The following is a 22,084-nucleotide window of genomic DNA, read 5'->3' on the forward strand; positions in this document are numbered from 1 at the left end:
CGTTATGTTCAAGTGCAATAAGTGCGAAAGGTTACCGTCAGGCATGAGGGATTGCCCGCGACTGTTCATTTCCCCCGAAACGACCGCCCCGATGGCACCCGGTGGCATGCTGGATCTGGAACCGGGGCAGGCCCATTACCTTGGCACTGTCATGCGCCAGCAGGTGGGGGCGGCGGTCACGGTCTTTAACGCGCGCGACGGGGAATGGCGCGGCGTGATCGACCACCTGCGCCGGGATCGCTGCCGTATCCGGCTGACGGAACGGACCCGCGCGCCCCGGCCTACGCCGGGGCTGGGCCTGCTGTTCGCGCCGCTCAAGCGTGATGCGACCGAAACGGTCATCCGCATGGGAACCGAACTGGGGGTCACGCATTTCCGCCCCGTGGTCAGCGAACGCACCAATACCCACCGCATCAATGCCGCCCGGCTGGAAAGCATCGCGATTGAGGCGGCCGAACAGTGCGAACGCCTCGACGTGCCCGTGATCGACCCGCTGGCGGACCTGCCGCTGGTGCTGTCCCGATGGCCCGACGGTGTCAGCCTGTTCGCCGCCCTTGAACGCAGCGAGGCTCCGGCTACCCCCGTCGCGGCCCGCCCGGGGGATTGTGTGCTGATTGGCCCCGAAGGCGGTTTTTCCCCGCGTGAGCATGACATCCTGCGTGGTCGTGCGTCTGTCAGGCCGCTGTCACTCGGCGGGCTTGTGCTGCGGGCGGATACCGCGGCGGCGGCGGCGCTGGCTCTTGTCGGGGCTGGCCTCAAGGCCGTATGAGGGATGGGTCAATAAATTCCTGCCCCCTCCGGCATGCGCGTTCAGCCTGTCGCCGGCGTTAATCTGACTGTCATTGAGGATATTGCCCCCGCCATGTCGAATCCCGGCGCGCATAATTCAAACGTAATCGAATCATTTGACCAGATGGTCGCAGTTCTGGCGGCCGGTGCCCGGCCGCGCCCAGAATGGCGGATCGGCACGGAACATGAAAAATTCGGTTTTGTCCGCCCCGACGCCGCAATGCCGGACCGCAGGCCCTGGTCCTCGCCACCCTATGCCCCGCAGGGGATCGAAGCCCTGCTGCGTGGTCTGGCCGCGGAAGAAGGGGGGACGCGGTGGGAAGAAATCATCGACCGTGACGCGCTGATCGGGCTGAAGGGGCGGAGGGACGCGAAAGGCAGTTCGATTTCGCTGGAACCGGGCGGGCAGTTCGAACTGTCCGGTGCGCCGCTGGCGTCCCTGCACGAAACCGGGTCGGAAATGACGCGCCACTTCACGGCCATCCGCCCGATCTGTGAGGATCTGGGCATCGGGTTCGCGCCGCTGGGGTTTCACCCCACGGCGCGGCGGTCGGATATTCCGTGGATGCCCAAGAGCCGTTATGCCATCATGCGCAACTACATGCCCAGGGTGGGAACGCTGGGGCTGGACATGATGCTGCGCACCTGCACGGTACAGGTCAATCTTGATTTCGGGTCTGAGGCGGACATGGCGCGCAAGATGCGGGTCTCGCTGGCGTTGCAGCCTGTGGCGACGGCGCTGTTCGCCAGTTCGCCTTTCTATGAAGGACGCCCCAACGGTTTCCTGTCCAACCGTGCGCGGGTCTGGACCGATACCGATAACGCGCGCGCGGGCATGCCGCGCCGTTTTCTGGAAGATGGCTTCAGCTTCGCATCCTATGTGGACTGGCTGCTGGATGTGCCGATGTATTTCGTCACCCGCGATGACCGGCTGATTGATGTCGCGGGCAGTTCGTTCCGGGGCTGGCTGGAAGGACGCTGCCCACCGGGACTGGAGGGCGAGCGCCCGACGATCGGGGATTTCGAGGATCATCTGACCACAGCGTTTCCCGATGTGCGGCTCAAGCAGTTTCTGGAAATGCGGGGCGCAGATGCCGGGACGCCGGCCATGATGCTGGCGCAGTCCGCGTTGTGGACCGGGCTGCTGTATGACGATGCCACCCTGCACGCCGCGGAACGGCTGGTGCTGGAACACGGGTGGGATGAGTATATCGCCATTCGCGGCGCGGTGCCGCGCAGCGGGCTGGACACACCATGGGGGCAGGGCACGCTGCGCGCACTGGCCGCGCGTATGATCGAACTGGCGACTGACGGGCTGCGGGCACGCAATGTCAGGGATGCGCAGGGACGCGACGAAACCTGTCATCTGGCCCCCCTGCACGCAATTGCGGCGGGTGGCCCCACGCAGGCGGAGGCATGGCTTGCGGCCTATCATGGTCGGTGGCAGGGGGATGTAACCCGTATCTTTGCCGAGGCCGCGGTCTGACGCGAAAGATTAGTGTATCTACAGTAAATGTAATCGAGAAGCATAATCAGTTTCGGTTATTACTTTGTAAATACAACTGATAATTATTTTTAACTTTACAATATTCTTGAGGTGACGCAGGAATTTATGCATAGAGTGGATAATGCGTAAATTCTCGTCCCTGACTGATCAGGAAATCCTCGCGCTGGCCATCTCCAATGAGGAGGAAGACGGGCGCATCTATTCCGATTTTGCTTACGCAATCCGGGAAAAATATCCCGATACATCCAAGATATTCACCGACATGTCGGCGGAGGAAGACAGCCACCGCCGGGATCTGATCGACCTGTACGCCCGGCGGTTTGGCCCCCATATCCCGCTGATCCGCCGTCAGGACATTGCGGATTTCATCGTGCGCAAGCCCGCATGGCAGGTCCAGACGCAGGGGATCGAGGCCGTGCGCCAGCATGCCCGGCAGATGGAAATGGATGCCGCGCGCTTCTACCGTCAGGCCGCGCTGCGCACTACTGACGCCGTCACGCGCAAGCTGCTGGGCGACCTGGCCCATGCCGAGGACCAGCACGAACAGGCCGCCAACGCGATTGAACTGGACCGCCTGCCCCTGAACAAGCGCGAAAGCGAGGATGAGGACGCCCGCCGCCGCTTCGTGCTGCAGGTCATCCAGCCCGGCCTTGTCGGGCTGATGGACGGGTCGGTGTCCACGCTGGCCCCCGTCTTTGCCGCGGCGTTCGCCACGCATCAGCCATGGAATGCCTTTCTGGTCGGCATGGCGGCGTCGGTCGGGGCGGGGATTTCCATGGGCTTTGCCGAAGCCCTGTCCGATGATGGCAAGCTGTCAGGTCGTGGCGCGCCGCTGCTGCGCGGGCTGATATGCGGGCTCATGACCACGGCGGGGGGGATCGGCCATACGCTGCCGTTCCTGATCAATGATTTTTCGGCGGCGATGATCGCGGCCGTGATCGTGGTGGTGATCGAACTGTTCGTGATTTCATGGATACGCTGGCGGTATCAGGAAACACCGTTCGGGTCGGCCGTCGTGCAGATCGTGCTTGGCGGCCTGCTGGTGTTTGCCGCCGGTGTGCTGATTGGCAGTTCCTGATCCGCCTGCCTTGATATTACCCCCATGATGGGGCACCAGTGGGCGGCTACTTCGTGCATGGATCGTCCCGTATCATGAAATTCCATCCTACCCTTGCCATCTGTGGTCTGGCCTGCCTGCTGGCTGCCGGCAGCCCGTTGTCCATTGCCCATGCGCAGGAACAGATGGCCGTTGGCGCGTCGGATCAGGACCATGCCCTGCTGGAGCGCGTTGAACGGCATCTGGATGCGATCAGCCTGCTGAAAGCCCGTTTCCGCCAGACTGCACCTGATGGCAAGCAGAGCACCGGGACCGCGTGGATCGACCGGACGAATCGGCGCATGCGGTTTCAGTATGATCCGCCCAGCCCGCTGCTGCTGGTCGCCAATCATGATCAGGTCGTCTTCAACGACAGCCAGCTGGACCAGACCACCACCATGCCCATGGAAAAGACGCCGCTGGGCCTGCTGCTGCGTCCGCATCTCCAGCTATCGGGGGATGTGACGGTCACCGGCCTGTCGCATGACGGCAATGTGCTGGAGATCACGCTGGTGCGTACCGATTCCCCCGGTGACGGCAGCATGACGCTGATTTTCCATGACAGTCCGCTGCTGCTGCGTGGCTGGATCATTCAGGACGCCCAGCAGGAAACCACCCGTGTCGACCTGCTTGATGCATCAACCGGTGGCCCTATGCCGCCAGATTCGCTGTTCAGTACCGACCTGCCCGAACAGCACTGATCGCGGTCATTATCCCTGCGGCCCGCGTGCAAGTTCCAGCGCGCGGGCATAGACCGTGCGGCGCGGCAGGCTAGTAATGCCGGCCACAAGGGCGGCCGCGTCCTTGACCGACAGGGTGCGCAGGGCTTCACGCAACTGCGTGTCCAGGTCCGTGGCCGTGCTGTCATCATGCAATGGCGGGCCAAGCACCACCGTAATCTCGCCCCGTGCCGGGTTTTCTGCGTAGTGGGCGGCCAGTTCGGCTACCGTGCCCCGGCGCACTTCCTCAAACCGCTTGGTCAGTTCGCGCGCGACGGCGGCATGGCGGTCGCCCCCCATGACATCGGCCAGCGTCGCCAGCATTTCGGCCAGCCGGTGCGGTGCTTCGTGCCAGATCAGGGTGGCGGACAGCCCGGCGCATTCCGCTGCGTGCAGTTGTGCCAGTACCTCGCGCCGTGCGGCTTCACGCGGGGGCAGGAAGCCCGAAAACATGAATGGATGTGGCGGTAGCCCCGACAGCGTCAGCGCCATGACCGCCGCGTTGGGGCCGGGTACCGCGGTCACTTGGCCACCCGCCGCCACAACCGCGCGCACCAGCCTGTAGCCGGGATCGGACATGAGCGGCGTGCCCGCATCCGAAATCACCGCGATGCGCTGGCCCGTGCCCAATGCGTCAAGCAGGGCGGGGATCTGCCGGTCCTCATTATGGTCGTGCAGGGGACGGGTGCGGGTATGGATGCCGTATTCCCGCAGCAGCCGTGCGCTGGTACGCGTGTCCTCGCACAGGATCAGGTCGACGGCCTGCAGTGTTTCCACTGCCCGGCGGCTCATGTCACCCAGATTGCCAATGGGGGTGGAAACAAGGATAAGTTCTCCATCCCGGTGCAGAACCGCAATGGTTTCATCCACGTTCCCTGCATGACGGAGGGGCGTTTCTCCGCTATGAAGCGTTCTGGGGGGAATGTCCGTCGGATGTTCCGCGGCATGTTGAGATTTTGAAGGCGAGGAAGATGAGGCGTCAGACATTCGGAACCCAGATGCAAGGACAGGATGTTGATTCTGCCTCTTCGCGCTTTGCATGCAAGCGCTTATTGTTTGCCGGGCTGGCCCTGTCGGCGCTGACGGCATGCGCCAGCGGGGGCGGGCACCATCGTGGCCCGCAGGCCGGTCGTGGCGTGGGTGTCCTGCTGCCACTGACCGGCACCAACGCCCATCTGGGTCAGGAGATGCTGACCGCCACCCGCATGGCCATGAATTCCCCCACATCACCCCCGCTGGACGTGCATGATACCGCGGCCCCGGGTGCAACCGCCGCGACGGCCGCGCAGGCCGCCGTCACGGCAGGGGACGGACTGATCCTGGGGCCGTTGACGACGGATGACACGGCCCGCGCGGCCACGATCGCCACGGCGGCGCATATTCCCATGCTGGCGTTCACCAGTGACATGTCCGTAGCCCAGCCGGGCGTGTGGACGCTGGGCATTGCCCCGGAACAGCAGGTGCGGCGCATGGTGCTGGCCGCCCGGCAGCAGGGGCGTCAGCATTTTGTCGCCTTCCTGCCTGACAACCGGCTGGGGCGCGCGCTGGGACAGGCGCTGCAGCAGGTGTGCGAGGAAAATGGCCTGCAGTCCCCGCAGATCATGTTCCATGACAGCACGCAGGCTTCCATTCTCACTGGCCTGAAAACCCTGTCCGCCTTTGAAACGCGTGCCAGCGCCGTGGTGCAGCCCGACGCCACGACGCAGCCCGCGCCCGATGCGCAGGCTGCCCCCAAGGTGGATGCGACTGTTGATCCCGCCAATCCCGATGGCGCACCCGCGCCGTCGGCATCCGATCAGCCTGCGCCGTCGCCCGCGCCGACTGCTGCACCAGAATTCCCGGCGCCCCCGTTCGATGCGCTGCTGCTGGGGGATACGGGGCTGCAACTGGGCATGGTCATCAACGCGCTGGCCGAGACACATGTGGACAGCACGCATGTGCAGATCATGGGACCGGGGCTGTGGGGCGCTTTCGCCAACAAGCTGTCAGCATTGCAGGGGGCATGGTACGCAGCCCCCGATCCGGCCACGCGCCAGACTTTCGTGCAGCAGTTCATGGCGCGGTACCACCACATGCCCACGCCGCTGGCTGACCTGACCTATGATTCGGCAGCACTGGTCAAGGCGCTGGACCAGGCCCGTCCGGCGGGCAGCCCGAATGGCTATTCCGTGCAGGCGCTGACCCGGCCAGAAGGGTTTGGCGGCGTGGATGGCGCGTTCGGTTTTCTTGAAAATGGCAAGACGCGGCGTGATCTTGCAGTGTTCCAGATCCTGCCGTCCGGTGGTAGCAGGATCGTCATTCCCCCCGCAGGCAAGCTGCGCCGCAGCGCCAATTAGGCGCGAAAGGGGAAGGGCATAATGCGCGTCGCGGCCGGTCAGGCCGCGACAGTGGCCCCGCAGGACAGTACCGGGCGGATGGCATGCAGCGCGGCTTCGAAGCTGCGGTAGGTGGCAAGCGGACGCTCACGGATCTGGTCGATCAGCACCCAGCCCATGCCTTCGGGGCGAACCATGTAGGCAGGGTTTGCGTTCTCACGTACCCAGACCAGGACATGATCCATGTCGACTTCATCGTTTTCGTCACGGTTGGTGATGTCCACATCACACAGGCCCATGCAGGCACCTGCCTGCAGCCAGCGCATCAGGTATTCGCGGTGACGGGGCAGGAAACCCTGCCGCAGGGAAACAACATTGGTGGCGGAAGCCTGCTGATCCATCATGTGCATTCCGTTGGCCCTCTGACTGTCGTGGAGTGACAATGTGGGAACAACGCTATTCCTGCATGGCTGCTTTGCCAAACTGAATTTGGGAATGAAAGCCGCAGAAACAGGCAGAAACCTCACCCTGTGATAAAAAGCAATAATATGTTGCATAACTGCCTATTTATTAATCTTGTTTTTAGGCAAATGCCTATTCCATCGGCGGTGTAGCCATAGCCAACTGCCCGGATGCTGTCGAATGGTGCCTTCAATCCGGTCATTGACCATCTGGGTCAGTTCCATCTGGTCCTGAGTCCGGTCCCCGCTATCGGGCAGGTCCAGTGGCGGGTGAACGTGAATGCGCAGCCGCGCCGGGCCCAGCCGTTCGACATACCCCGGTATGACAGGACAACGCAGTTTGATCGCCATGGCTGCCATGGCGCCTGCGGTCATGGCGGGCAGGCCGAAAAAACGCGCCGCCACGCCGTCATTCATCTTCTGGTCCACCAGCATGCCCAGATGCCCGCCCTTCAGGATATGCGCCAGTGCGCTGCGTGCGCCGCGTGCGCCCTTGGCGAACAGGGGCACGGGCTGTCCCATCGCCGCGTCGCGCAGGTCACACAGGATCCGGTCGACCAGCGGATTGTTCGGGGCACGGTAGAACGATGAAAATGGCAGGCCGTACCGCGCGACGGCAGGCGGCAGCATTTCCCAGTTGCCGATATGACCGGATACGAAAATGGTCGGCCCGCCCCGCGCTGCCTGCGCCTGGAGGTGTTCCTCGCCCACCACGTCCCAACCGGGACCACTGGCGGGATTGCGGGGCAGGGTGGAAAGATGGGGGAATTCTCCGGCATTGCGACCGATATTATCCCACATGTCCCGTATCACGCGGCGGCGCATGGTTGCGTCCAGTTCCGGCATGGCCATGCGCAGGTTGGCATCGGCAATGCGCGACACCGGCAGGCGTGGTCCCACCACCCGGCACAGGAAACCGCCAAGGTTGGATGCCCGCACTGGCCCGATGCGGCGGAATATGGCCAGCAATCCGCGGACGAACGCGGCTTCAAGGCGCATCTGCCGGGTGGGGCGTGAGGGGATGGGTGCTGTCATGCGTCTGTTCTGCCCAGCCATAGGTCAAGTATGTGGTCCGGCATGGCGGACGTGCCCCATACCAGTTGCAGTCCTGCGGTCACGACCTGCATCCGCACGTCCGGGGGCAGGCGTACGGCATCTTTTTCCGTTGTGACAAGGCAGGCGTCCTGCTGCGCCGCAAGTGCAAGCAGGCGCCTGCAGTCCGTCAGGGTATAGGGATGGTGGTCGGCAAATGCCACGCAGCGCAAGGGGATGATGCCAATGCTGGCAAGGCCGTCAAAAAACTTGTCAGGCCGTCCGATTCCGGCAAAGGCGATAACGGGCCTGTCGCGCGGCACGGCATCCGCCTTCTGTTGCAACGTGGCGGTATAGCAGGGCAGACCCTTTTTTATGGAGGTCGTCATGCCCCGCTGGTCCGTACCCATCACGACCACGCCACCTGCGCGCGCCAGACCGGCAGCCACGGGTTCGCGCAGCGGCCCGGCGGGCAGGACACGCCCGTTGCCGAATCCGACCGCGCCATCCACCACGACAAGGGAGAGGTCCTGATGCAACGTGGGATTCTGGAAACCATCATCCATCACCAGACAGTCTATCCCATCGCTTATGGCCCGGCGGGCTGAAATGGCCCGGTCAGCCCCGACATAACATGGGGCGACGCGGGCCAGCAGCAGCGGTTCGTCGCCCGCCTCGCGCGCGGTATGCCGCTGCGGGTCCACTTTCGTGCCCGCAGGCAGCTTTCCGCCGTAACCGCGCGACAGAAAGGCCGGACGCCGCCCCCGCGCAATGGCGCGCTGTGCCAGATCAAGGCCAAGCGGGGTCTTGCCCGTGCCGCCCACCCCGATATTCCCGCAGCACAGCACGGGCACCGGCGCACGCCATCCCGTCGCCCGTACCCGGCGCGCCGTGGCGGCGGCATATATCCATGACAGCGGGGAAAGCAGGTGTGCCGCCCACCCCGGATGGGCCGGCGAAGTCCACCAGAAGGCCGGGGGGCGTATCATCGTCCTGCCATCGCCGCGATCGCGGCTGCAACCTGCCGCGCAATGTCCGGATCGGACGGGGAGGCAACGGTGGGTACGGTGTTGTCCGAACCGCGTTGCCCCATATGCGCGATGACCCATTGCGCGATATCCTGCGCTGTCCGCACATAATGGACGCGTGTGCCCATCCGGGCATAGGCCTGACGGAAATTGCCTGTCTGCGGACCGCTGGCTATCGTGCACCCGGCATGTGCCGGTTCCGCCGGATTATGGCCACCCCCGGCACAGCCCGGCAGGCTGTTTCCCATGAGGACGGGCGCGCCAAGGGCGTAGAACAGTCCCGTCTCCCCCAATGTGTCGCATATCCATACGGCGTCATGGTCCGTAGGAAACTGTCCCTCCGCCCGGCGGGGCAGCGGGTGACCCGCAAGGGTTTCGATTTCCGTCCCGCGTTCGGGATGGCGGGGAATGATGATGGTCAGCGCGTCGGGCACGGTATGGCGGACCAGATGGCTGGCGGCCAGAATGCCGGCTTCTTCCCCCCGATGGGTCGAGGCGGCGACCCAGACCGGACGCCCCGCAAGGTGGTGGTGGATTTCGTCCAGCGCCGACGGGTCATATGGCAGGGCGGGGGCGGCTTCCTTCAGGTCCGCTACAAGGTCGATCCGCGCGGCGCCCCCAAGGCGCAGGCGCTGCGCATCTTCAGGGCTGCGCGCCATGACCCATGAAAAGGCGGACAGCATGCGCGCCAGCAGGCATCGCGCCATGCCCCATCGGGTCAATGACCGGTCGGACAGGCGTCCGTTCAGCAATGCCAGCGGAATATGTCGGCTGCGGCATGAAGCGATCAGGTTGGGCCAGAGTTCGCTTTCCACCAGTGCTGCCACATCAGGTCGCCAGAAATCGAGGAACCGCGCGACCCAGCGCGGAACATCCAGCGGCGCGAATTGCTGGATGACCCGTTCATGGCCGTGCAGGCCCGGCAGGCGGGCCTGCATGATTCCGGCACCTGTCACGGTGCCGGTCGTAACCAGAATGGTATGGGTGGGGCTGATGGCAAGAAGCTGGCTGATAACCGGCAGCAGCGCCACGCTTTCCCCCACGCTTGCCGCGTGCAGCCATATCAGGGGGCCGGGGGGGCGACTGGCACGGCTGGCAATGCCACGGCGTTGCGGCACGCTGTCGGAGGTTTCCCTGCCGCGCGTCAGACGGCGGCGCAGGTTCAGGCGAAGGAAGGGGGGCAGCAGGCTGGCAACACCCCACCATGCCGCCGCAAGGACGGCACCGCACGGGCCTGTGCCCATCCTGTCCCGGTGCGTCATGGCTGTATCAGTTCGAAAACACGCTTGCGCATGCCCTTGCGGTAACACGCCCCGCCGGGTGGGGAAAGGACACAGGTCCTTTTCCCCGGTGTGTGGTCATGACACGAAGCGGCGGAATCCCAGTCCCTGCACGCGTTCATGCAGGATGGACGGCTGGTAGGCGACGGAAATGATTTCGTGCGCCTGCTGCCATACGCTGACGGCCTCCGGCCGTTCGGTCTGCACGGTGGTGATGCCACAGCGCAGCATGAATTCGTACTGGTCGGGCAACGGCGTGCCCGTGGCCCGGATTTCCCCCGTAAACGACAGGTGTTCGCGCAGGGCACGTGCCTGCGTGAAGGCGCGTCCGTCGCGGAAGGAGGTGAACGTGACCGCCACCAGCCCGAGGCGCGGCAGGGCAGGGCGGAGCAGGGCTACATCCACATCCGGCCCGATGGCGACACCCAGCGGTGCATCGCCCGCGCGCGCCAGACCTTCCTCCAGCCGTGCGAAGGGTACGATCACGGCGCCCGTCGCGGGAATGGGGTCATCCCCGGCAACCGTGACCCAGGCGTCATCCACGATGTGGCCATTCTCAAGCAGGGGCATAGACGGCATCCTTGAAGCTGGCGGCGCCAAGACGCCGGTATGTATCGATAAACTGCTCGTCACCCTGACGCAGCACCAGATAGGTATCGATCAGCCGGGCGATGGCGTCGACCGTTTCATCTTCCGGTAGCGCCGGACCGATGATCTGGCCAATGGCCACGTCATTGCCAGCCGAACCGCCAAGGGTAAGCTGGAAGAATTCCTCGCCGCGCTTGTCCACGCCAAGGATGCCGATATGGCCCGCATGGTGGTGCCCGCAGGCGTTGATGCAGCCAGATATGTTAATGTTCAGCCTGCCGATGCGTTCCTGCAGTTCGGGGTCGGCAAAGCGGGCGCTGAGCTTCTGCGCAATGGGGATGGAACGCGCATTGGCCAGCGCGCAGTAATCCAGACCGGGGCAGGCAATGATATCGCCCACCAGCCCGATATTGGGCGTGCCCAGACCGGCCGCGACCAGTTTGTGCCACAGGTCACGCAGCCGGTCCTTGCGCACATGGCCCAGCACCACGTTCTGCATGTGGGTGACGCGGATTTCACCAAATGACCAGCCATCGGCCAGATCGGCGATCAGGTCCATCTGGTCCGCCGTGACATCACCGGGAATGCCGCCATCAGGCTTTACGGAAACCACGGCGCAGATGAACCCGTCATTGCGGTGGGGATGGGTGTTGGTGCGCACCCAGCGGTCAAAGGCCGGGTCTGCCCTGCGGTCGGCGGCCAGCTTCTGCGCCGCGTCAGCGGGGGCCGCCAGGTCGGGAATGCCGAAGCGCGCGCGGATGCCGTCCACGATGGCGGGGTCAAGCCGGTAGTCCGCGCGGTTCATCAGCGCAAATTCCGCATCGACCTTTTCGCGGAACTGCTCGACGCCCAGTGCCTGCACAAGGATCTTGATCCGGGCCTTGTACATGTTGTCGCGTCGGCCATAGGCGTTGTACACGCGCACGATGGCCTCGAGATACGCCAGCAGATCCTCTTCGGGCAGGTTGTCGCGCAACTGCACGCCAATGATCGGTGTGCGCCCAAGGCCGCCGCCCACGAACACGTCAAACACCGGCCGACCCTGCGGGCCGGGACGGGCGACCAGCCCGATATCATGGAAACGGGCGGCGACACGATCATGCGGGCTGCCGCTTATGGCGATCTTGAACTTGCGCGGCAGGAACGAGAATTCCGGGTGCAGCGTGGACCACTGGCGCAGGATTTCCGCATGAATGCGCGGGTCCAGCAGTTCATCGGCGGCCGCCCCCGCGAATTCGTCGCATGTGACATTACGGATGCAGTTGCCGCTGGTCTGGATCGCATGCATGTTCACGCGGGCCAGGTGTTCGAGGATATCGGGCGTATCCTCCAGCCGGATCCAGTTGAACTGCACGTTCTGCCGTGTGGTGAAGTGCCCGTAATCGCGGTCATACGTGCGCGCGATATGGGCAAGCGCGCGCATCTGGTCGGACCCCATCATGCCGTAGGGCACCGCAACCCGCAGCATGTAGGCATGCAACTGCAGGTACAGGCCATTCATCAGGCGCAGTGGCTTGAATTCGTCCTCGCTCAGGTCGCCAGCAATGCGGCGGTTCACCTGTTCGCGGAACTGCGCCACGCGCTGGGACAGGAAGGTGCGGTCCACCTGGTCATAGGCATACCGGCCAACCGGCAGGGTCGCGGTGTCAGTGGACATGGGATATCTCCACAGGGGCAAAATCGGGGTGGACGCTGGGACCGAACGCACGAATGCGCTCACGCATGGTCAGCGGGGATATGCCAGCAGCCGACGGGTCCAGCTGCACGCCATAGATACCCACCAGTTTGCGGGCATCCGGCGTCGCCTTGGTCTGCTTTATCGCATCTTCCACATCCGCATTGTCGAAAATACGGGCATGGGCGATATGTTCCGACCATCCCTGCTGCGTCAGCCAGACAGTACGGCCATCAAGCAGACGGTTGGCGGTAATGACGCTGGCGCCGGTCGTATCCCGGCGGTTGTTCCTGACATCCACTTGTGAACCGATCCTTTCCAGGCAACAGGCGTAATATGCCGTGACTGGTACAAAAAGGCGCCAGACATGTAAACTGGCGCCCATGATCCTAAACCCGGTCCTGCATGGGGTCAGGTCGCCGCTGCGGGCGGCCTGACCCTGCCGGCATCAGGATTGCTGGCGCTGGGCCGCCTCATCAGGGCGGATTTCATCGCCAATGAAGGCGGCAAGGCGTGCAGCCGTCTCGTCGCTTGACACATTGGCCGTTTCCAGCCGCAGGTCGGGGCTGACAGGGGCTTCATACGGCGCATCGATGCCAGTGAACCCTTCGATCTTGCCCGCGCGGGCGGCGGCATACAGGCCCTTGGGGTCGCGCTGTTCACACGTGGCCTGCGGCGTGTCGATGAAGATTTCATGAAAACCCTCACCCACGATCTGGCGGGCAAGTTCACGGTCCGCAATGGTGGGCGAGATCAGGGCAACGATCACGACCTGCCCGCTTTCCGCAAGGATGCGGGCAACGGCGGCGGCGCGACGTACGTTTTCACGACGGTCCGCTTCCGAAAAGCCAAGGTCCGAACACAGTCCCGCACGCAGAGTATCTCCATCCAGAACCGATACATCGATCCCGCGGGAGAACAGGCGCGTCTCCGCCCCGCGCGCCAGCGTGCTCTTGCCTGCGCCCGGCAGGCCGGTCATCCAGAACACGCCGCCACGGTGGCCTTTCGCCCGTGCACGGTCCCACAGCGACACGGCGCTGCCGGTCGGGTGGATGGCATTGCGGCCCGCGACACTTTCGGCAACGCCGATCAGCGGCGCGCCACCGACGATCTGCTGGTTGCGGTCCACCAGCACGCCGCGTCCGTCCGACGTGCCGGGCACGAACGGGTCGAACAGCATGGTTTCGGACACCGCCAGCGTGATTTCGGCAAAGCCTTCGGGCGGAACTTCCTCGGCGGGGTGTTCGGTCAGATCCTCAAGGCGCACCACGGAATCGATGGCCGCCACCGTGACCTGATGTTCCGCCGTGGCAAGGCGTAGCCTGAAGCTTTCGCCCACGCGCAGCGGTTCCTGACGCAGCCAGAACAGGCGGGTGCGGATGCGTGCTGCGCGCAGCGGTGCGGCGGATGCGGGATACAGGAAGTCGCCACGGTCGGGAATGACATCGGGTTCCAGCGTCACGGCCACGGACTGCCCCGCGATGGCCGCGACCTGCGGTGCCGTGTGCCAGCTTTCGATGGTGGCGATGCGCGCGCGCGCGCCCTGCGTGCCAATTACGATCTCATCACCCACGCGGATGCGGCCACGTTCGATACGGCCCACGACAATACGCTTGGTGTCGAAGCGGTAGACGTCCTGCACCGGCAGGCGCAGCGGCAGGTCGGCGCGCGAGGACGGGGCAGGGACCGCGGCCAGTGCCTCGGTCAGGGTCGGGCCCTTGTACCACGGCATCCGGTCCGAACGCGACGCCATGTTGTCGCCCTCACGTGCGGAGGCGGGGACGAACACCGTCGGCTCGATTTCAAGCTGGTGCAGCAGGGCGGTGACATCCCGCTCGGCCGCTTCGATCTTCTTCTGGTCGTAGTCGAGGATATCGACCTTGTTCATCAGCACGATGACATGGCGGATGCCGATCAGGCGCAGCAGCATCGCATGGCGGCGGGTCTGTTCCTGCGCGCCTTCATTCGCGTCCACCACCAGTACGGCGGCTTCGGCATCGGCGGCACCCGTGATCATGTTGCGCAGGAACTGGCGGTGGCCAGGCGCGTCCACGATCACGAACTGGCGCGTGCCCAGTCGGAAGGGAATGCGCGTGGAATCAACGGTAACACCCTGATCGCGTTCGATCTGCAGGCTATCGAGCAGGAAGCTCCATTCAACCGCCAGGCCGCGCTTTTTGCTGGATTCAATGATCTGCGCGACACGTCCGTCGGGCAGGCTGTCGGTATCATACAGCAGGCGACCGATCAGGGTGGATTTGCCATGGTCGACATGGCCCACGATCACGATGGGGGTGGCGGCTTCCTGCGGGGCAGGGGTCGGGATTGTACTCATTGTAATATAACTCCGTCCTGTCCGATCAGAGGTAGCCGGCCACGCGCAGGCGTTCGAACGCGTCCTCGGATTCATGGTCCATGGCGCGTCCCGCGCGTTCGGATGTGCGTGAGGTTTCCAGTTCGGCGATCACTTCGGCCACGGTTGTCGCGTTGCTTTCCACCGGGCTGGTGATGTCCTGGTCCCCCAGCGAGCGGTAGCGCTTGCCGTCCTTTGCGAAATACAGGTCAACCAGCGGGATGCCTTCGCGTTCGACATAGCGCCAGATGTCAATTTCACGCCATGACAGCAGCGGGTGCACGCGCACGTGCATGCCGGGTTCGTGCGGGGTGGCGTACTGGTCCCAGAATTCGGGCGGCTGGTTGCGCACGTCCCATTTGTGGCCGGCGCCACGGGGGCTGAACACGCGTTCCTTCGCACGGGTGGCCTGTTCATCGCGGCGGATGCCCGCGATCACGCCCGCCAGCTTGTACTTGTCGATCATCGCGGCAAGGCCCGCAGTCTTGCGCGCCGCCGAACGCGCGGCAGGCGGCAGGGTGGGATCGATGTCCTCCACCGGCGGGCAGTCGCCCAGCAGCAGTTCAAGGTTCCACTTCTTGGTGTATTCGTCGCGGAACTGGTACATTTCGGGGAATTTCTTGCCCGTATCCACATGCATGACCGGGAACGGCACGCGGCCAAGGAACGCCTTGCGCGCCAGCCACAGCATGACGTTGGAATCCTTGCCCAGCGACCACAGCATCGCCAGTGGCTTCAGCTTCCGGTAGGCTTCACGCAGGATGAAGATGCTCTGCGCCTCTAGTTGGTCGAGATCGTCCATGGAATTACAGACCTTCCGTAACAGGAAAGAAAACAGGGAAACTGGCGGCCTCGGCATGGCCGGCAAAGGGGTGTTCCGGTTCAGGACGCCTTGCGGACATGGATACCACATTCCGTCTTGGCCTGCCCGGCCCAACGGCCCTGGCGGGGGTCCTCGCCTTCGGCCACGGGCCGCGTGCACGGCGCGCACCCGATGGAGGGATAGCCGCGCAGCGTCAGCGGGTGTCGCGGTAGGTTGCGGCGTGTCATTTCGGCGTCAAGTTCACGCGGCGTCCAGCTGATCAGCGGATTGATCTTGATCCTGCCCCCTGGCGCGTCCTCCACCACCGGCAGGCCCTGCCGGGTCGCGGCCTGCGTGCGCTTGCGGCCCGTAATCCACGCGTCAAAGGGGATCATGGCTTCATCCAGCGGCTCGACCTTGCGCAATGCGCAGCAGGCATCAGGGTCAAAGGCCCATAGCTGGCCTTCGGGGTCGCGGCGTTCGATCTGGCCGGGGGCGGGGTGCAGGTCGCGCACATCACGCAGGCCCAGCACGCGGGCCAGTTCCTGCCGGTAGGCCAGCGTTTCGGGGAAATGCTGCCCCGTTTCAAGGAATAGAACCGGAACGGCGGGATCGATTTCCGCCGCCAGTGCCAGCATCACGGCGGATTCAGCGCCAAAGGATGAAACAAGCGCAATGCGACCGCGCAGCCGCGTCAGGGCGACACGAAGCACCTCGGAAGCGTTTTCCCCCGCCTGCTTCAGTTCTGCCATAATGTCCGCGTTGATGCGCATAATCTCCCCCCCTAGGCCAGATTTTACACTAGGCTTTGGCGTTCTTTTCACGTCACACCTAATCCCCGCACGGCGTAAAATCAAGGCGGGGTCCGGCATTTATACACAAAAATATGCGTATTGTGAGACGGGGGACCAAAATGGCGCGGAATATGGGTGTATCGTACGTCTCAGCGGCTCATGATAACGATAATATCGCTGTTTTCCAGCATATGCCGCGTGACGCCGCCCAGAATCATCTGACGCAGGCGGGAGTGGGAATATGCCCCCATGACCATCATGTCCGCCCCCAGGTCATGGGCAGTGGCCAGCATGTCTTCGCCTACGGGGCGTGTATCACTACCGAATTCGTGAATATTGGTCATGATGCCATGCAGCGCCAGAAATGACCGGACATGGCGGGCTTCCGGGCCGGGGCGCTGGTAGGCCGGGCTGTGCAGGATATGCACCGCTTCCGCCCGGCGCAGCAGGGGCAGCGCGTGGTGGATGGCGGATGCGGCTTCCGACGTGCCGTTCCAGCCGATGCAGATCCGCTTCCCGATCGTGGGAGGGGCGACAGGCGGCACGATGACGACCCCGCGCCCGCTTTCGAACAGGATGGCATGCAGCGTGTCCGAGGACGAGACATCTCCATCCGGGTCAGGCTGGCGCAGGACCACGATATCGGACAGCCGCGCCTGGAACGACACCACGCTGCGGGTATGGCCGCTATGGGCGATGAAGCTGGCGGACAGGCCATGCGCACCGACCGGTGACAGGGGGGAATCCACCGCGACGACGGGAATCCCCTCGTCATGAACGAACTTGTCAAACAGTCCCCGCACCCCATGCAGGCGTGTGGCGCTTTCCTTCAGGGCGGATGCGATCATTTCCTGCACCATCGCACCTGACAGGCCTTCACCCACCAGCGGCCCGACTTCCTGCATGTCCGTGCCCACGTGCAGCACGGCCAGGTGGGCGTCGAACATGCGGGCGATCACGCCGCCAGCATGCAGCGCACTTTCCGCATGGCTCATTCCGCCCAGGGGCAGCAATATCCTGCGTATGCACATTCAACACCTCCTGATCCGTTCATGGGGAATGCGCATGGCCTGCAAGGCAGGTACGGCACGCCCCGTATGCACGGAAAACGGATCAGGCGGCGTTAAGTTCAGGGGTAAAGGCGTTCGGTCGCCCAGCCATTGACCGTCCGGTCCCATACAGCCCGGTCATGCAGGCGGTAGGGGCGGTCCTGCCAGAATTCGAAATGCTGTGGCACGACGCGGAAGCCGCTCCAGTTGGCGGGGCGGGGAATGGGGGCGTCGGCATCCGGATAGCGGGCTTCAAGGTCCGCCACGGCCGCTTCGAACACGGCGCGGTCGGGCAGGGGATGGGACTGGTTCGACGCAATGGCGCCCAGGCGTGACACCCGGCTGCGGCTGGCGAAATAGGCATCGGCCTCCGCCGCGGTGACGGGTTCCACCGCGCCTTCGATACGGATCTGACGGCGGATGCTTTTCCAGTGGAACAGCAGGGCGGCGTACGGGTTGGCCTTCAGCTCGGCCGCCTTGCGGCTGTTGAGGTTGGTATAGAACACGAAGCCGCGCCGGTCCGCGCCCTTGAGCAGGATCATCCGTACCGATGGCCGCCCGTCAGCCGTGGCGGTCGCCAGCGCCATGGCGTTCGGGTCATTGGGTTCGTGCGCGGTCGCGTCACGCATCCACGCGTCAAACAGGTCGAACGGATCGGCGTCGAGATCGATCAGGGGAAGGGTCATGGGATCGGGGTTCCGTCACGCTGCATGCCTTGTACCGGCCTGCGCCCGGACCGGTCTGCGCAGGGATACGAAACATATGGAAACATAAGGTAAGTTACTATGTGACAATTATTGGCTAGAATTACCGCAATCGGCATCTTGTCCAAAACGGCAGCTTGTGCAACCACGAGGCCGAAATTTCATCCGTCATTTACCATTAAGGATACCAGCATGTCAGACGGCGCGCCCAAAATTTCCATCAAGGGTTCATTGATGAAGGGCAAACGGGGCCTTGTCATGGGGGTGGCGAATGACCGCTCCATCGCCTGGGGCATTGCACGCGCCGTGGCGGAACAGGGGGGGGAACTGGCCTTTACCTATCAGGGGGAAGCGCTGGGCAAGCGCGTGCGCCCGCTGGCCGAAACCGTGGGGTCGACCCTGGTCCTGCCGTGCGACGTGACCGACGACGCCGCCATGGATGCGACGTTCGCCGCGATCGAGAAGGAATGGGGCAAGATCGACTTCCTCGTTCACGCCATCGGCTGGGCGGACAAGCAGTTCCTGCGCGGGCGGTATGTCGATACCCCGCGTGATGCCTTCCTCAAGGCGATGGATATTTCGTGTTATTCCTTTACCGCCGTCGCCCGGCGCGCGGCCGCCATCATGAACCCCGGCGGGTCGCTGCTGACCCTGACCTATCTGGGGGCCGAGCGTGTCATGCCGCATTACAATGTCATGGGTGTCGCCAAGGCGGCGCTGGAAGCATCGGTGCGGTACATGGCGGTCGACCTGGGTGGTGACGGCATCCGCGTCAACGGTATCTCTGCCGGGCCGGTCATGACGCTGGCGGCCAATGGCATTGGCGATTTCCGCTATATCCTGAAATGGAACCAGTACAACTCTCCGCTGGAACGCAATGTCTCGCTGGAAGAAGTGGGCGGCGCGGGCCTGTACATGCTGTCCGACCTGTCGGGTGGCGTGACGGGGGAAATCCACCACGTTGATTCCGGCTACCATATTGTCGGCATGAAAAACCCCACCGCGCCGGATATCACGGTCGCGGGTAACTGATCGCGGGAAGCCTGTCCCCATGTCGTACAATACCTTTGGCCACCTGTTCCGCGTCACCACATGGGGCGAAAGCCATGGCCCGGCCATTGGCTGCGTGATTGATGGCTGTCCGCCCCGTGTTGCCCTGGAAGAGGCGGATATCCAGCCATGGCTGGACCGCCGCAGGCCGGGACAGTCCAAATTCACCACGCAGCGACAGGAGGCAGATCAGGTCGAGATCCTGTCCGGCGTGTTCGAGGGGCATACGACCGGCACCCCCATTTCACTGGTGATCCGCAATACTGACCAGCGTTCGCGTGATTATGGCGATATCGCCACCCGGTACCGTCCCGGCCATGCCGATGTCGCCTATGACATGAAATACGGCATCCGTGACTATCGTGGTGGCGGGCGTTCATCCGCGCGGGAGACGGCCATGCGGGTCGCGGCGGGGGCCGTGGCGCGCAAGGTGCTGGGTGACAGGATCAGCATCCGTGGCGCGCTGGTGCAGGTCGGGCCGCATGCGGTTGACCGCGCACGGATGGACTGGGAAATGGTGAATGCCAATCCGCTGTTCTGTCCGGACATGGCGATGCTGCCGGTATGGGAAGACTACCTTGCCGATATCCGCAAGAAGGGATCGTCCATTGGCGCCGTGATCGAGGTCATGGCCGAAGGCGTACCGCCGGGGCTGGGTGCGCCGATTTATGGCAAGCTGGATTCCGACCTTGCCATGGCGTTGATGAGCATCAATGCCGTCAAGGGCGTCGAAATCGGGGACGGTTTTGCGTCCGCCTGCCTGACGGGGGAAGAAAACGCGGACCCGATGCGCATGGAAAACGGCATGCTGCAGTTTGCTTCCAACCATGCCGGCGGCGTGCTGGGTGGTATTTCCACCGGGCAGCCGATCGTTGCCCGTTTCGCGGTCAAGCCGACCAGTTCGATCCTGACGCCCGTCCCCTCCGTCACGCGGGACGGGGAGAACGTGGATGTCATGACCAGGGGGCGGCATGACCCCTGTGTCGGTATCCGTGCCGTGCCGGTGGGGGAGGCGATGATGGCCTGCGTCCTGGCGGATCACCTGCTGCGCCACCGTGGACAGGTGGGCAATCAGGAGCCCGTGGTTCTGTAAAACCCGGGACCGCGGCATGTCGCTCCGGTGGGGGCGGGTTATACCCGCCCCGCCTGCTGCGGCAGTCTGTTCCTTATCCCAAGGTCGTACCGTTCCCGAAAACTGTCTGGACAGACCAGCCGCAGGACATTCTGACTGTCGGAAAGTTTCTGATGAAGCTTTTTCAAAAAGCTTCAGACAGGGTGGAATGCAGCAGGCATGAAAGCCGATGCGGAACATCTGTCCGCCCCGCATCAGCCCTGTGGATCAGCCTTTCAGCCTTGCATCAAGTGTAATGGTTGCGTTGAACAGCTTCGAGACGGGGCAACCGGCTTTTGCCTTTTCCGCCAGTTCCTTGAACTGCGCTTCGGTAGTACCCGGAATTTCAGCTTCCAGCGTCAGTTTCGCATGAGTGATGGCAAAGCCTTCGCCCTGTTTGTCCAGCACGATTTCAGACTTCGCATCCAGTGATCTGGCTGTCAGCCCCGCGCCACCCAGAATGCCCGACAGCGCCATGGCGAAGCACGCGGCATGGGCTGCGCCCAGCAGTTCCTCGGGGTTCGTGCCGGGTTTATCTTCAAAACGGGTATTGAAACCATAAGGCTGGTTCGTGAGTGAACCGCTCTGGGTCGAGATTTCGCCCTTGCCGTCCTTCAGTCCGCCGGACCAGTGTGCGGTCGCAAATTTCGTGATCGCCATTATGTCGCGTTTCCTCAGATATCCAGGTTACGATCTGGGCGCGATATGCGCCCCGGATGATTGCCATCCCTCGCACGGGGCAACCGGCTGACCGGTGAAAAGTTGCATCACGATGCACTTCGCGCCAACACCACCCTTGCAATATGCACCAAAAACGGCCATATCCCGCCACGGTCCCACGTTGGGGCCAATTCGCACGTGAAGCCAATACCTCTGGTGTCCTTGAAAAACAGGGCGTGCTTCACGGAGGATAAACCAGACACAAGGATTTAGCCGACATGGCGATGCCTGAATTCACAATGCGCCAGCTGCTGGAAGCCGGCGTGCACTTCGGTCACCACACCCGCCGCTGGAACCCGCGCATGGCGCCGTACCTGTTCGGTGTGCGCAACCAGGTTCACATCATCGACCTGCAGCAGACCGTTCCCATGCTGGACCGTGCGCTTAAGGCGATCCGTGACACCGTGGCCGGTGGTGGCCGCGTGCTGTTCGTCGGCACCAAGCGCGCTGCGGCCGATCAGGTGGCGGAAGCTGCCAAGCGTTGCGGCCAGTACTACGTCAACCACCGCTGGCTGGGTGGCATGCTGACGAACTGGAAGACCATCACCGGTTCGATCAAGCGTCTGCGCGGCATTGACGACATGCTGGAAAACGGCACCCAGGGCCTGACCAAGAAGGAAGTCCTGGACATCACCCGTGACCGTGAGAAGCTGGAGCGTTCGCTCGGCGGTATCAAGGAAATGGGCGGCCTGCCGGACATCCTGTTCGTGATCGACACGAACAAGGAAAAGCTGGCGGTTGAAGAAGCCAACAAGCTGGGTATCCCGGTTGTGGCCGTGCTGGACAGCAACTCAGACCCGCGTGGCGTGACCTATCCGATCCCGGGCAACGATGACGCCATCCGCGCCATTGCCCTGTATTGCGAACTGGTGTCGTCCGCTGTCCTCGACGGTATCTCCGCCGAGCTGGGTGCGTCGGGCGAAGACTTCGGTGCGTCCGAAGAACTGCCGATCGACCCCGCCGTGGAAACGGCCGTGACGGAAGCCGCCGCAAGCGCGGAATGAAATTGCA

General features: G+C 63.6%; 22 protein-coding genes. 8 read left to right on the forward strand and 14 right to left on the reverse strand.

What is annotated here, in order from left to right; translation table 11 throughout:
- Window positions 1–43: 43 nt before the first annotated feature.
- The 4 genes from CFR80_RS04645 (at window position 44) to CFR80_RS04660 (ending at window position 4,093) form a co-directional block, all read left to right on the forward strand.
- Complete coding sequence (locus CFR80_RS04645) at window positions 44–769, forward strand: 16S rRNA (uracil(1498)-N(3))-methyltransferase (protein WP_010513521.1); 726 nt, start codon at window positions 44–46, stop codon at window positions 767–769.
- Between the two features lie 93 nt (window positions 770–862).
- Window positions 863–2,275, forward strand: coding sequence for a glutamate--cysteine ligase (locus tag CFR80_RS04650; protein WP_110507136.1), 1,413 nt, complete (start codon window positions 863–865; stop codon window positions 2,273–2,275).
- Window positions 2,276–2,417: 142 nt separating this feature from the next.
- Complete coding sequence (gene mbfA, locus CFR80_RS04655) at window positions 2,418–3,374, forward strand: iron exporter MbfA (protein ID WP_048856808.1); 957 nt, start codon at window positions 2,418–2,420, stop codon at window positions 3,372–3,374.
- A 74-nt stretch (window positions 3,375–3,448) separates the two neighbouring features.
- Window positions 3,449–4,093, forward strand: a complete 645-nt coding sequence (locus CFR80_RS04660; RefSeq protein ID WP_029329313.1) for a LolA family protein — start codon at window positions 3,449–3,451, stop codon at window positions 4,091–4,093.
- A gap of 9 nt (window positions 4,094–4,102) precedes the next feature.
- Here the strand turns inward: CFR80_RS04660 and rsmI are convergent, their stop codons facing one another.
- The gene (gene rsmI / locus CFR80_RS04665) at window positions 4,103–5,098 is read right to left on the reverse strand and encodes a 16S rRNA (cytidine(1402)-2'-O)-methyltransferase (RefSeq protein ID WP_029329321.1); all 996 of its coding nucleotides are present in this window, start codon (window positions 5,096–5,098) and stop codon (window positions 4,103–4,105) included.
- Window positions 5,099–5,109: 11 nt separating this feature from the next.
- Here rsmI and CFR80_RS04670 point away from each other — a divergent pair, with 11 nt between their 5' ends.
- Window positions 5,110–6,447 (forward strand): penicillin-binding protein activator, encoded by a 1,338-nt coding sequence (locus CFR80_RS04670; protein ID WP_181418162.1) that lies wholly within the window; start codon window positions 5,110–5,112, stop codon window positions 6,445–6,447.
- A gap of 38 nt (window positions 6,448–6,485) precedes the next feature.
- Here the strand turns inward: CFR80_RS04670 and CFR80_RS04675 are convergent, their stop codons facing one another.
- The 12 genes from CFR80_RS04675 to pdxH form a co-directional block, all read right to left on the reverse strand.
- The gene (locus CFR80_RS04675) at window positions 6,486–6,830 is read right to left on the reverse strand and encodes a hypothetical protein (protein ID WP_110507122.1); all 345 of its coding nucleotides are present in this window, start codon (window positions 6,828–6,830) and stop codon (window positions 6,486–6,488) included.
- Window positions 6,831–6,989: 159 nt separating this feature from the next.
- Entirely contained in the window at window positions 6,990–7,922 is a 933-nt protein-coding gene (locus tag CFR80_RS04680) for an LpxL/LpxP family acyltransferase (protein ID WP_110507137.1), read from the reverse strand.
- Complete coding sequence (gene lpxK, locus CFR80_RS04685; RefSeq protein WP_373636459.1) at window positions 7,919–8,905, reverse strand: tetraacyldisaccharide 4'-kinase; 987 nt, start codon at window positions 8,903–8,905, stop codon at window positions 7,919–7,921. Before lpxK ends, CFR80_RS04680 begins: the two co-directional genes overlap by 4 nt.
- Entirely contained in the window at window positions 8,905–10,209 is a 1,305-nt protein-coding gene (locus tag CFR80_RS04690) for a 3-deoxy-D-manno-octulosonic acid transferase (RefSeq protein WP_110507123.1), read from the reverse strand. Before CFR80_RS04690 ends, lpxK begins: the two co-directional genes overlap by 1 nt.
- 96 nt (window positions 10,210–10,305) lie before the next feature.
- On the reverse strand, window positions 10,306–10,797 hold the full coding sequence (locus tag CFR80_RS04695; RefSeq protein WP_010513510.1) for a DUF934 domain-containing protein: 492 nt from the start codon (window positions 10,795–10,797) through the stop codon (window positions 10,306–10,308).
- Window positions 10,784–12,472: a nitrite/sulfite reductase gene (locus CFR80_RS04700; protein WP_010513508.1), complete on the reverse strand. Its 1,689-nt coding sequence runs from the start codon at window positions 12,470–12,472 to the stop codon at window positions 10,784–10,786. The genes CFR80_RS04695 and CFR80_RS04700 overlap by 14 nt, the downstream gene beginning before the upstream one ends.
- Entirely contained in the window at window positions 12,462–12,791 is a 330-nt protein-coding gene (locus tag CFR80_RS04705) for a DUF2849 domain-containing protein (protein WP_010513507.1), read from the reverse strand. The genes CFR80_RS04700 and CFR80_RS04705 overlap by 11 nt, the downstream gene beginning before the upstream one ends.
- 147 nt (window positions 12,792–12,938) lie before the next feature.
- Window positions 12,939–14,825, reverse strand: coding sequence for an adenylyl-sulfate kinase (gene cysC / locus CFR80_RS04710; RefSeq protein ID WP_010513506.1), 1,887 nt, complete (start codon window positions 14,823–14,825; stop codon window positions 12,939–12,941).
- Window positions 14,826–14,850: 25 nt separating this feature from the next.
- Entirely contained in the window at window positions 14,851–15,645 is a 795-nt protein-coding gene (cysD, locus tag CFR80_RS04715; RefSeq protein ID WP_010513505.1) for a sulfate adenylyltransferase subunit CysD, read from the reverse strand.
- 80 nt (window positions 15,646–15,725) lie between these two features.
- Window positions 15,726–16,418, reverse strand: coding sequence for a phosphoadenylyl-sulfate reductase (locus CFR80_RS04720; protein ID WP_010513504.1), 693 nt, complete (start codon window positions 16,416–16,418; stop codon window positions 15,726–15,728).
- Between the two features lie 170 nt (window positions 16,419–16,588).
- Entirely contained in the window at window positions 16,589–17,434 is an 846-nt protein-coding gene (locus CFR80_RS04725) for a universal stress protein (protein WP_010513503.1), read from the reverse strand.
- Window positions 17,435–17,568: 134 nt separating this feature from the next.
- Window positions 17,569–18,174: a pyridoxamine 5'-phosphate oxidase gene (gene pdxH, locus CFR80_RS04730; RefSeq protein ID WP_010513502.1), complete on the reverse strand. Its 606-nt coding sequence runs from the start codon at window positions 18,172–18,174 to the stop codon at window positions 17,569–17,571.
- A 210-nt stretch (window positions 18,175–18,384) separates the two neighbouring features.
- Between pdxH and fabI the strand changes: the two genes are divergently transcribed.
- Window positions 18,385–19,224 carry an enoyl-ACP reductase FabI gene (gene fabI, locus CFR80_RS04735; protein WP_010513501.1) on the forward strand — a complete coding sequence of 280 codons (840 nt, stop codon included), beginning with the start codon at window positions 18,385–18,387 and terminating at the stop codon, window positions 19,222–19,224.
- Between the two features lie 19 nt (window positions 19,225–19,243).
- Window positions 19,244–20,335, forward strand: a complete 1,092-nt coding sequence (gene aroC, locus CFR80_RS04740; RefSeq protein WP_010513499.1) for a chorismate synthase — start codon at window positions 19,244–19,246, stop codon at window positions 20,333–20,335.
- A 246-nt stretch (window positions 20,336–20,581) separates the two neighbouring features.
- Here the strand turns inward: aroC and CFR80_RS04745 are convergent, their stop codons facing one another.
- Complete coding sequence (locus CFR80_RS04745) at window positions 20,582–21,013, reverse strand: OsmC family protein (RefSeq protein WP_010513498.1); 432 nt, start codon at window positions 21,011–21,013, stop codon at window positions 20,582–20,584.
- Between the two features lie 278 nt (window positions 21,014–21,291).
- Between CFR80_RS04745 and rpsB the strand changes: the two genes are divergently transcribed.
- On the forward strand, window positions 21,292–22,077 hold the full coding sequence (gene rpsB, locus CFR80_RS04750; RefSeq protein WP_010513497.1) for a 30S ribosomal protein S2: 786 nt from the start codon (window positions 21,292–21,294) through the stop codon (window positions 22,075–22,077).
- The last annotated feature ends 7 nt before the right edge of the window (window positions 22,078–22,084 follow it).

This window comes from Komagataeibacter oboediens (assembly GCF_003207815.1).
Taxonomy (GTDB): Bacteria; Pseudomonadota; Alphaproteobacteria; order Acetobacterales; family Acetobacteraceae; genus Komagataeibacter; species Komagataeibacter oboediens.

Bases quoted from the DNA above. Each gene is read 5' to 3' on its own strand.
- CFR80_RS04645 (WP_010513521.1), top strand. From the start codon at position 44: ATGAGGGATTGCCCGCGACTGTTCATTTCCCCCGAAACGACCGCCCCG.
- CFR80_RS04650 (WP_110507136.1), top strand. From the start codon at position 863: ATGTCGAATCCCGGCGCGCATAATTCAAACGTAATCGAATCATTTGAC.
- mbfA (WP_048856808.1), top strand. From the start codon at position 2,418: ATGCGTAAATTCTCGTCCCTGACTGATCAGGAAATCCTCGCGCTGGCC.
- CFR80_RS04660 (WP_029329313.1), top strand. From the start codon at position 3,449: ATGAAATTCCATCCTACCCTTGCCATCTGTGGTCTGGCCTGCCTGCTG.
- rsmI (WP_029329321.1), bottom strand. From the start codon at position 5,098: ATGTCTGACGCCTCATCTTCCTCGCCTTCAAAATCTCAACATGCCGCG.
- CFR80_RS04670 (WP_181418162.1), top strand. From the start codon at position 5,110: ATGCAAGGACAGGATGTTGATTCTGCCTCTTCGCGCTTTGCATGCAAG.
- CFR80_RS04675 (WP_110507122.1), bottom strand. From the start codon at position 6,830: ATGATGGATCAGCAGGCTTCCGCCACCAATGTTGTTTCCCTGCGGCAG.
- CFR80_RS04680 (WP_110507137.1), bottom strand. From the start codon at position 7,922: ATGACAGCACCCATCCCCTCACGCCCCACCCGGCAGATGCGCCTTGAA.
- CFR80_RS04690 (WP_110507123.1), bottom strand. From the start codon at position 10,209: ATGACGCACCGGGACAGGATGGGCACAGGCCCGTGCGGTGCCGTCCTT.
- CFR80_RS04695 (WP_010513510.1), bottom strand. From the start codon at position 10,797: ATGCCCCTGCTTGAGAATGGCCACATCGTGGATGACGCCTGGGTCACG.
- CFR80_RS04700 (WP_010513508.1), bottom strand. From the start codon at position 12,472: ATGTCCACTGACACCGCGACCCTGCCGGTTGGCCGGTATGCCTATGAC.
- cysC (WP_010513506.1), bottom strand. From the start codon at position 14,825: ATGAGTACAATCCCGACCCCTGCCCCGCAGGAAGCCGCCACCCCCATC.
- cysD (WP_010513505.1), bottom strand. From the start codon at position 15,645: ATGGACGATCTCGACCAACTAGAGGCGCAGAGCATCTTCATCCTGCGT.
- CFR80_RS04720 (WP_010513504.1), bottom strand. From the start codon at position 16,418: ATGCGCATCAACGCGGACATTATGGCAGAACTGAAGCAGGCGGGGGAA.
- CFR80_RS04725 (WP_010513503.1), bottom strand. From the start codon at position 17,434: ATGAGCCATGCGGAAAGTGCGCTGCATGCTGGCGGCGTGATCGCCCGC.
- pdxH (WP_010513502.1), bottom strand. From the start codon at position 18,174: ATGACCCTTCCCCTGATCGATCTCGACGCCGATCCGTTCGACCTGTTT.
- fabI (WP_010513501.1), top strand. From the start codon at position 18,385: ATGTCAGACGGCGCGCCCAAAATTTCCATCAAGGGTTCATTGATGAAG.
- aroC (WP_010513499.1), top strand. From the start codon at position 19,244: ATGTCGTACAATACCTTTGGCCACCTGTTCCGCGTCACCACATGGGGC.
- CFR80_RS04745 (WP_010513498.1), bottom strand. From the start codon at position 21,013: ATGGCGATCACGAAATTTGCGACCGCACACTGGTCCGGCGGACTGAAG.
- rpsB (WP_010513497.1), top strand. From the start codon at position 21,292: ATGGCGATGCCTGAATTCACAATGCGCCAGCTGCTGGAAGCCGGCGTG.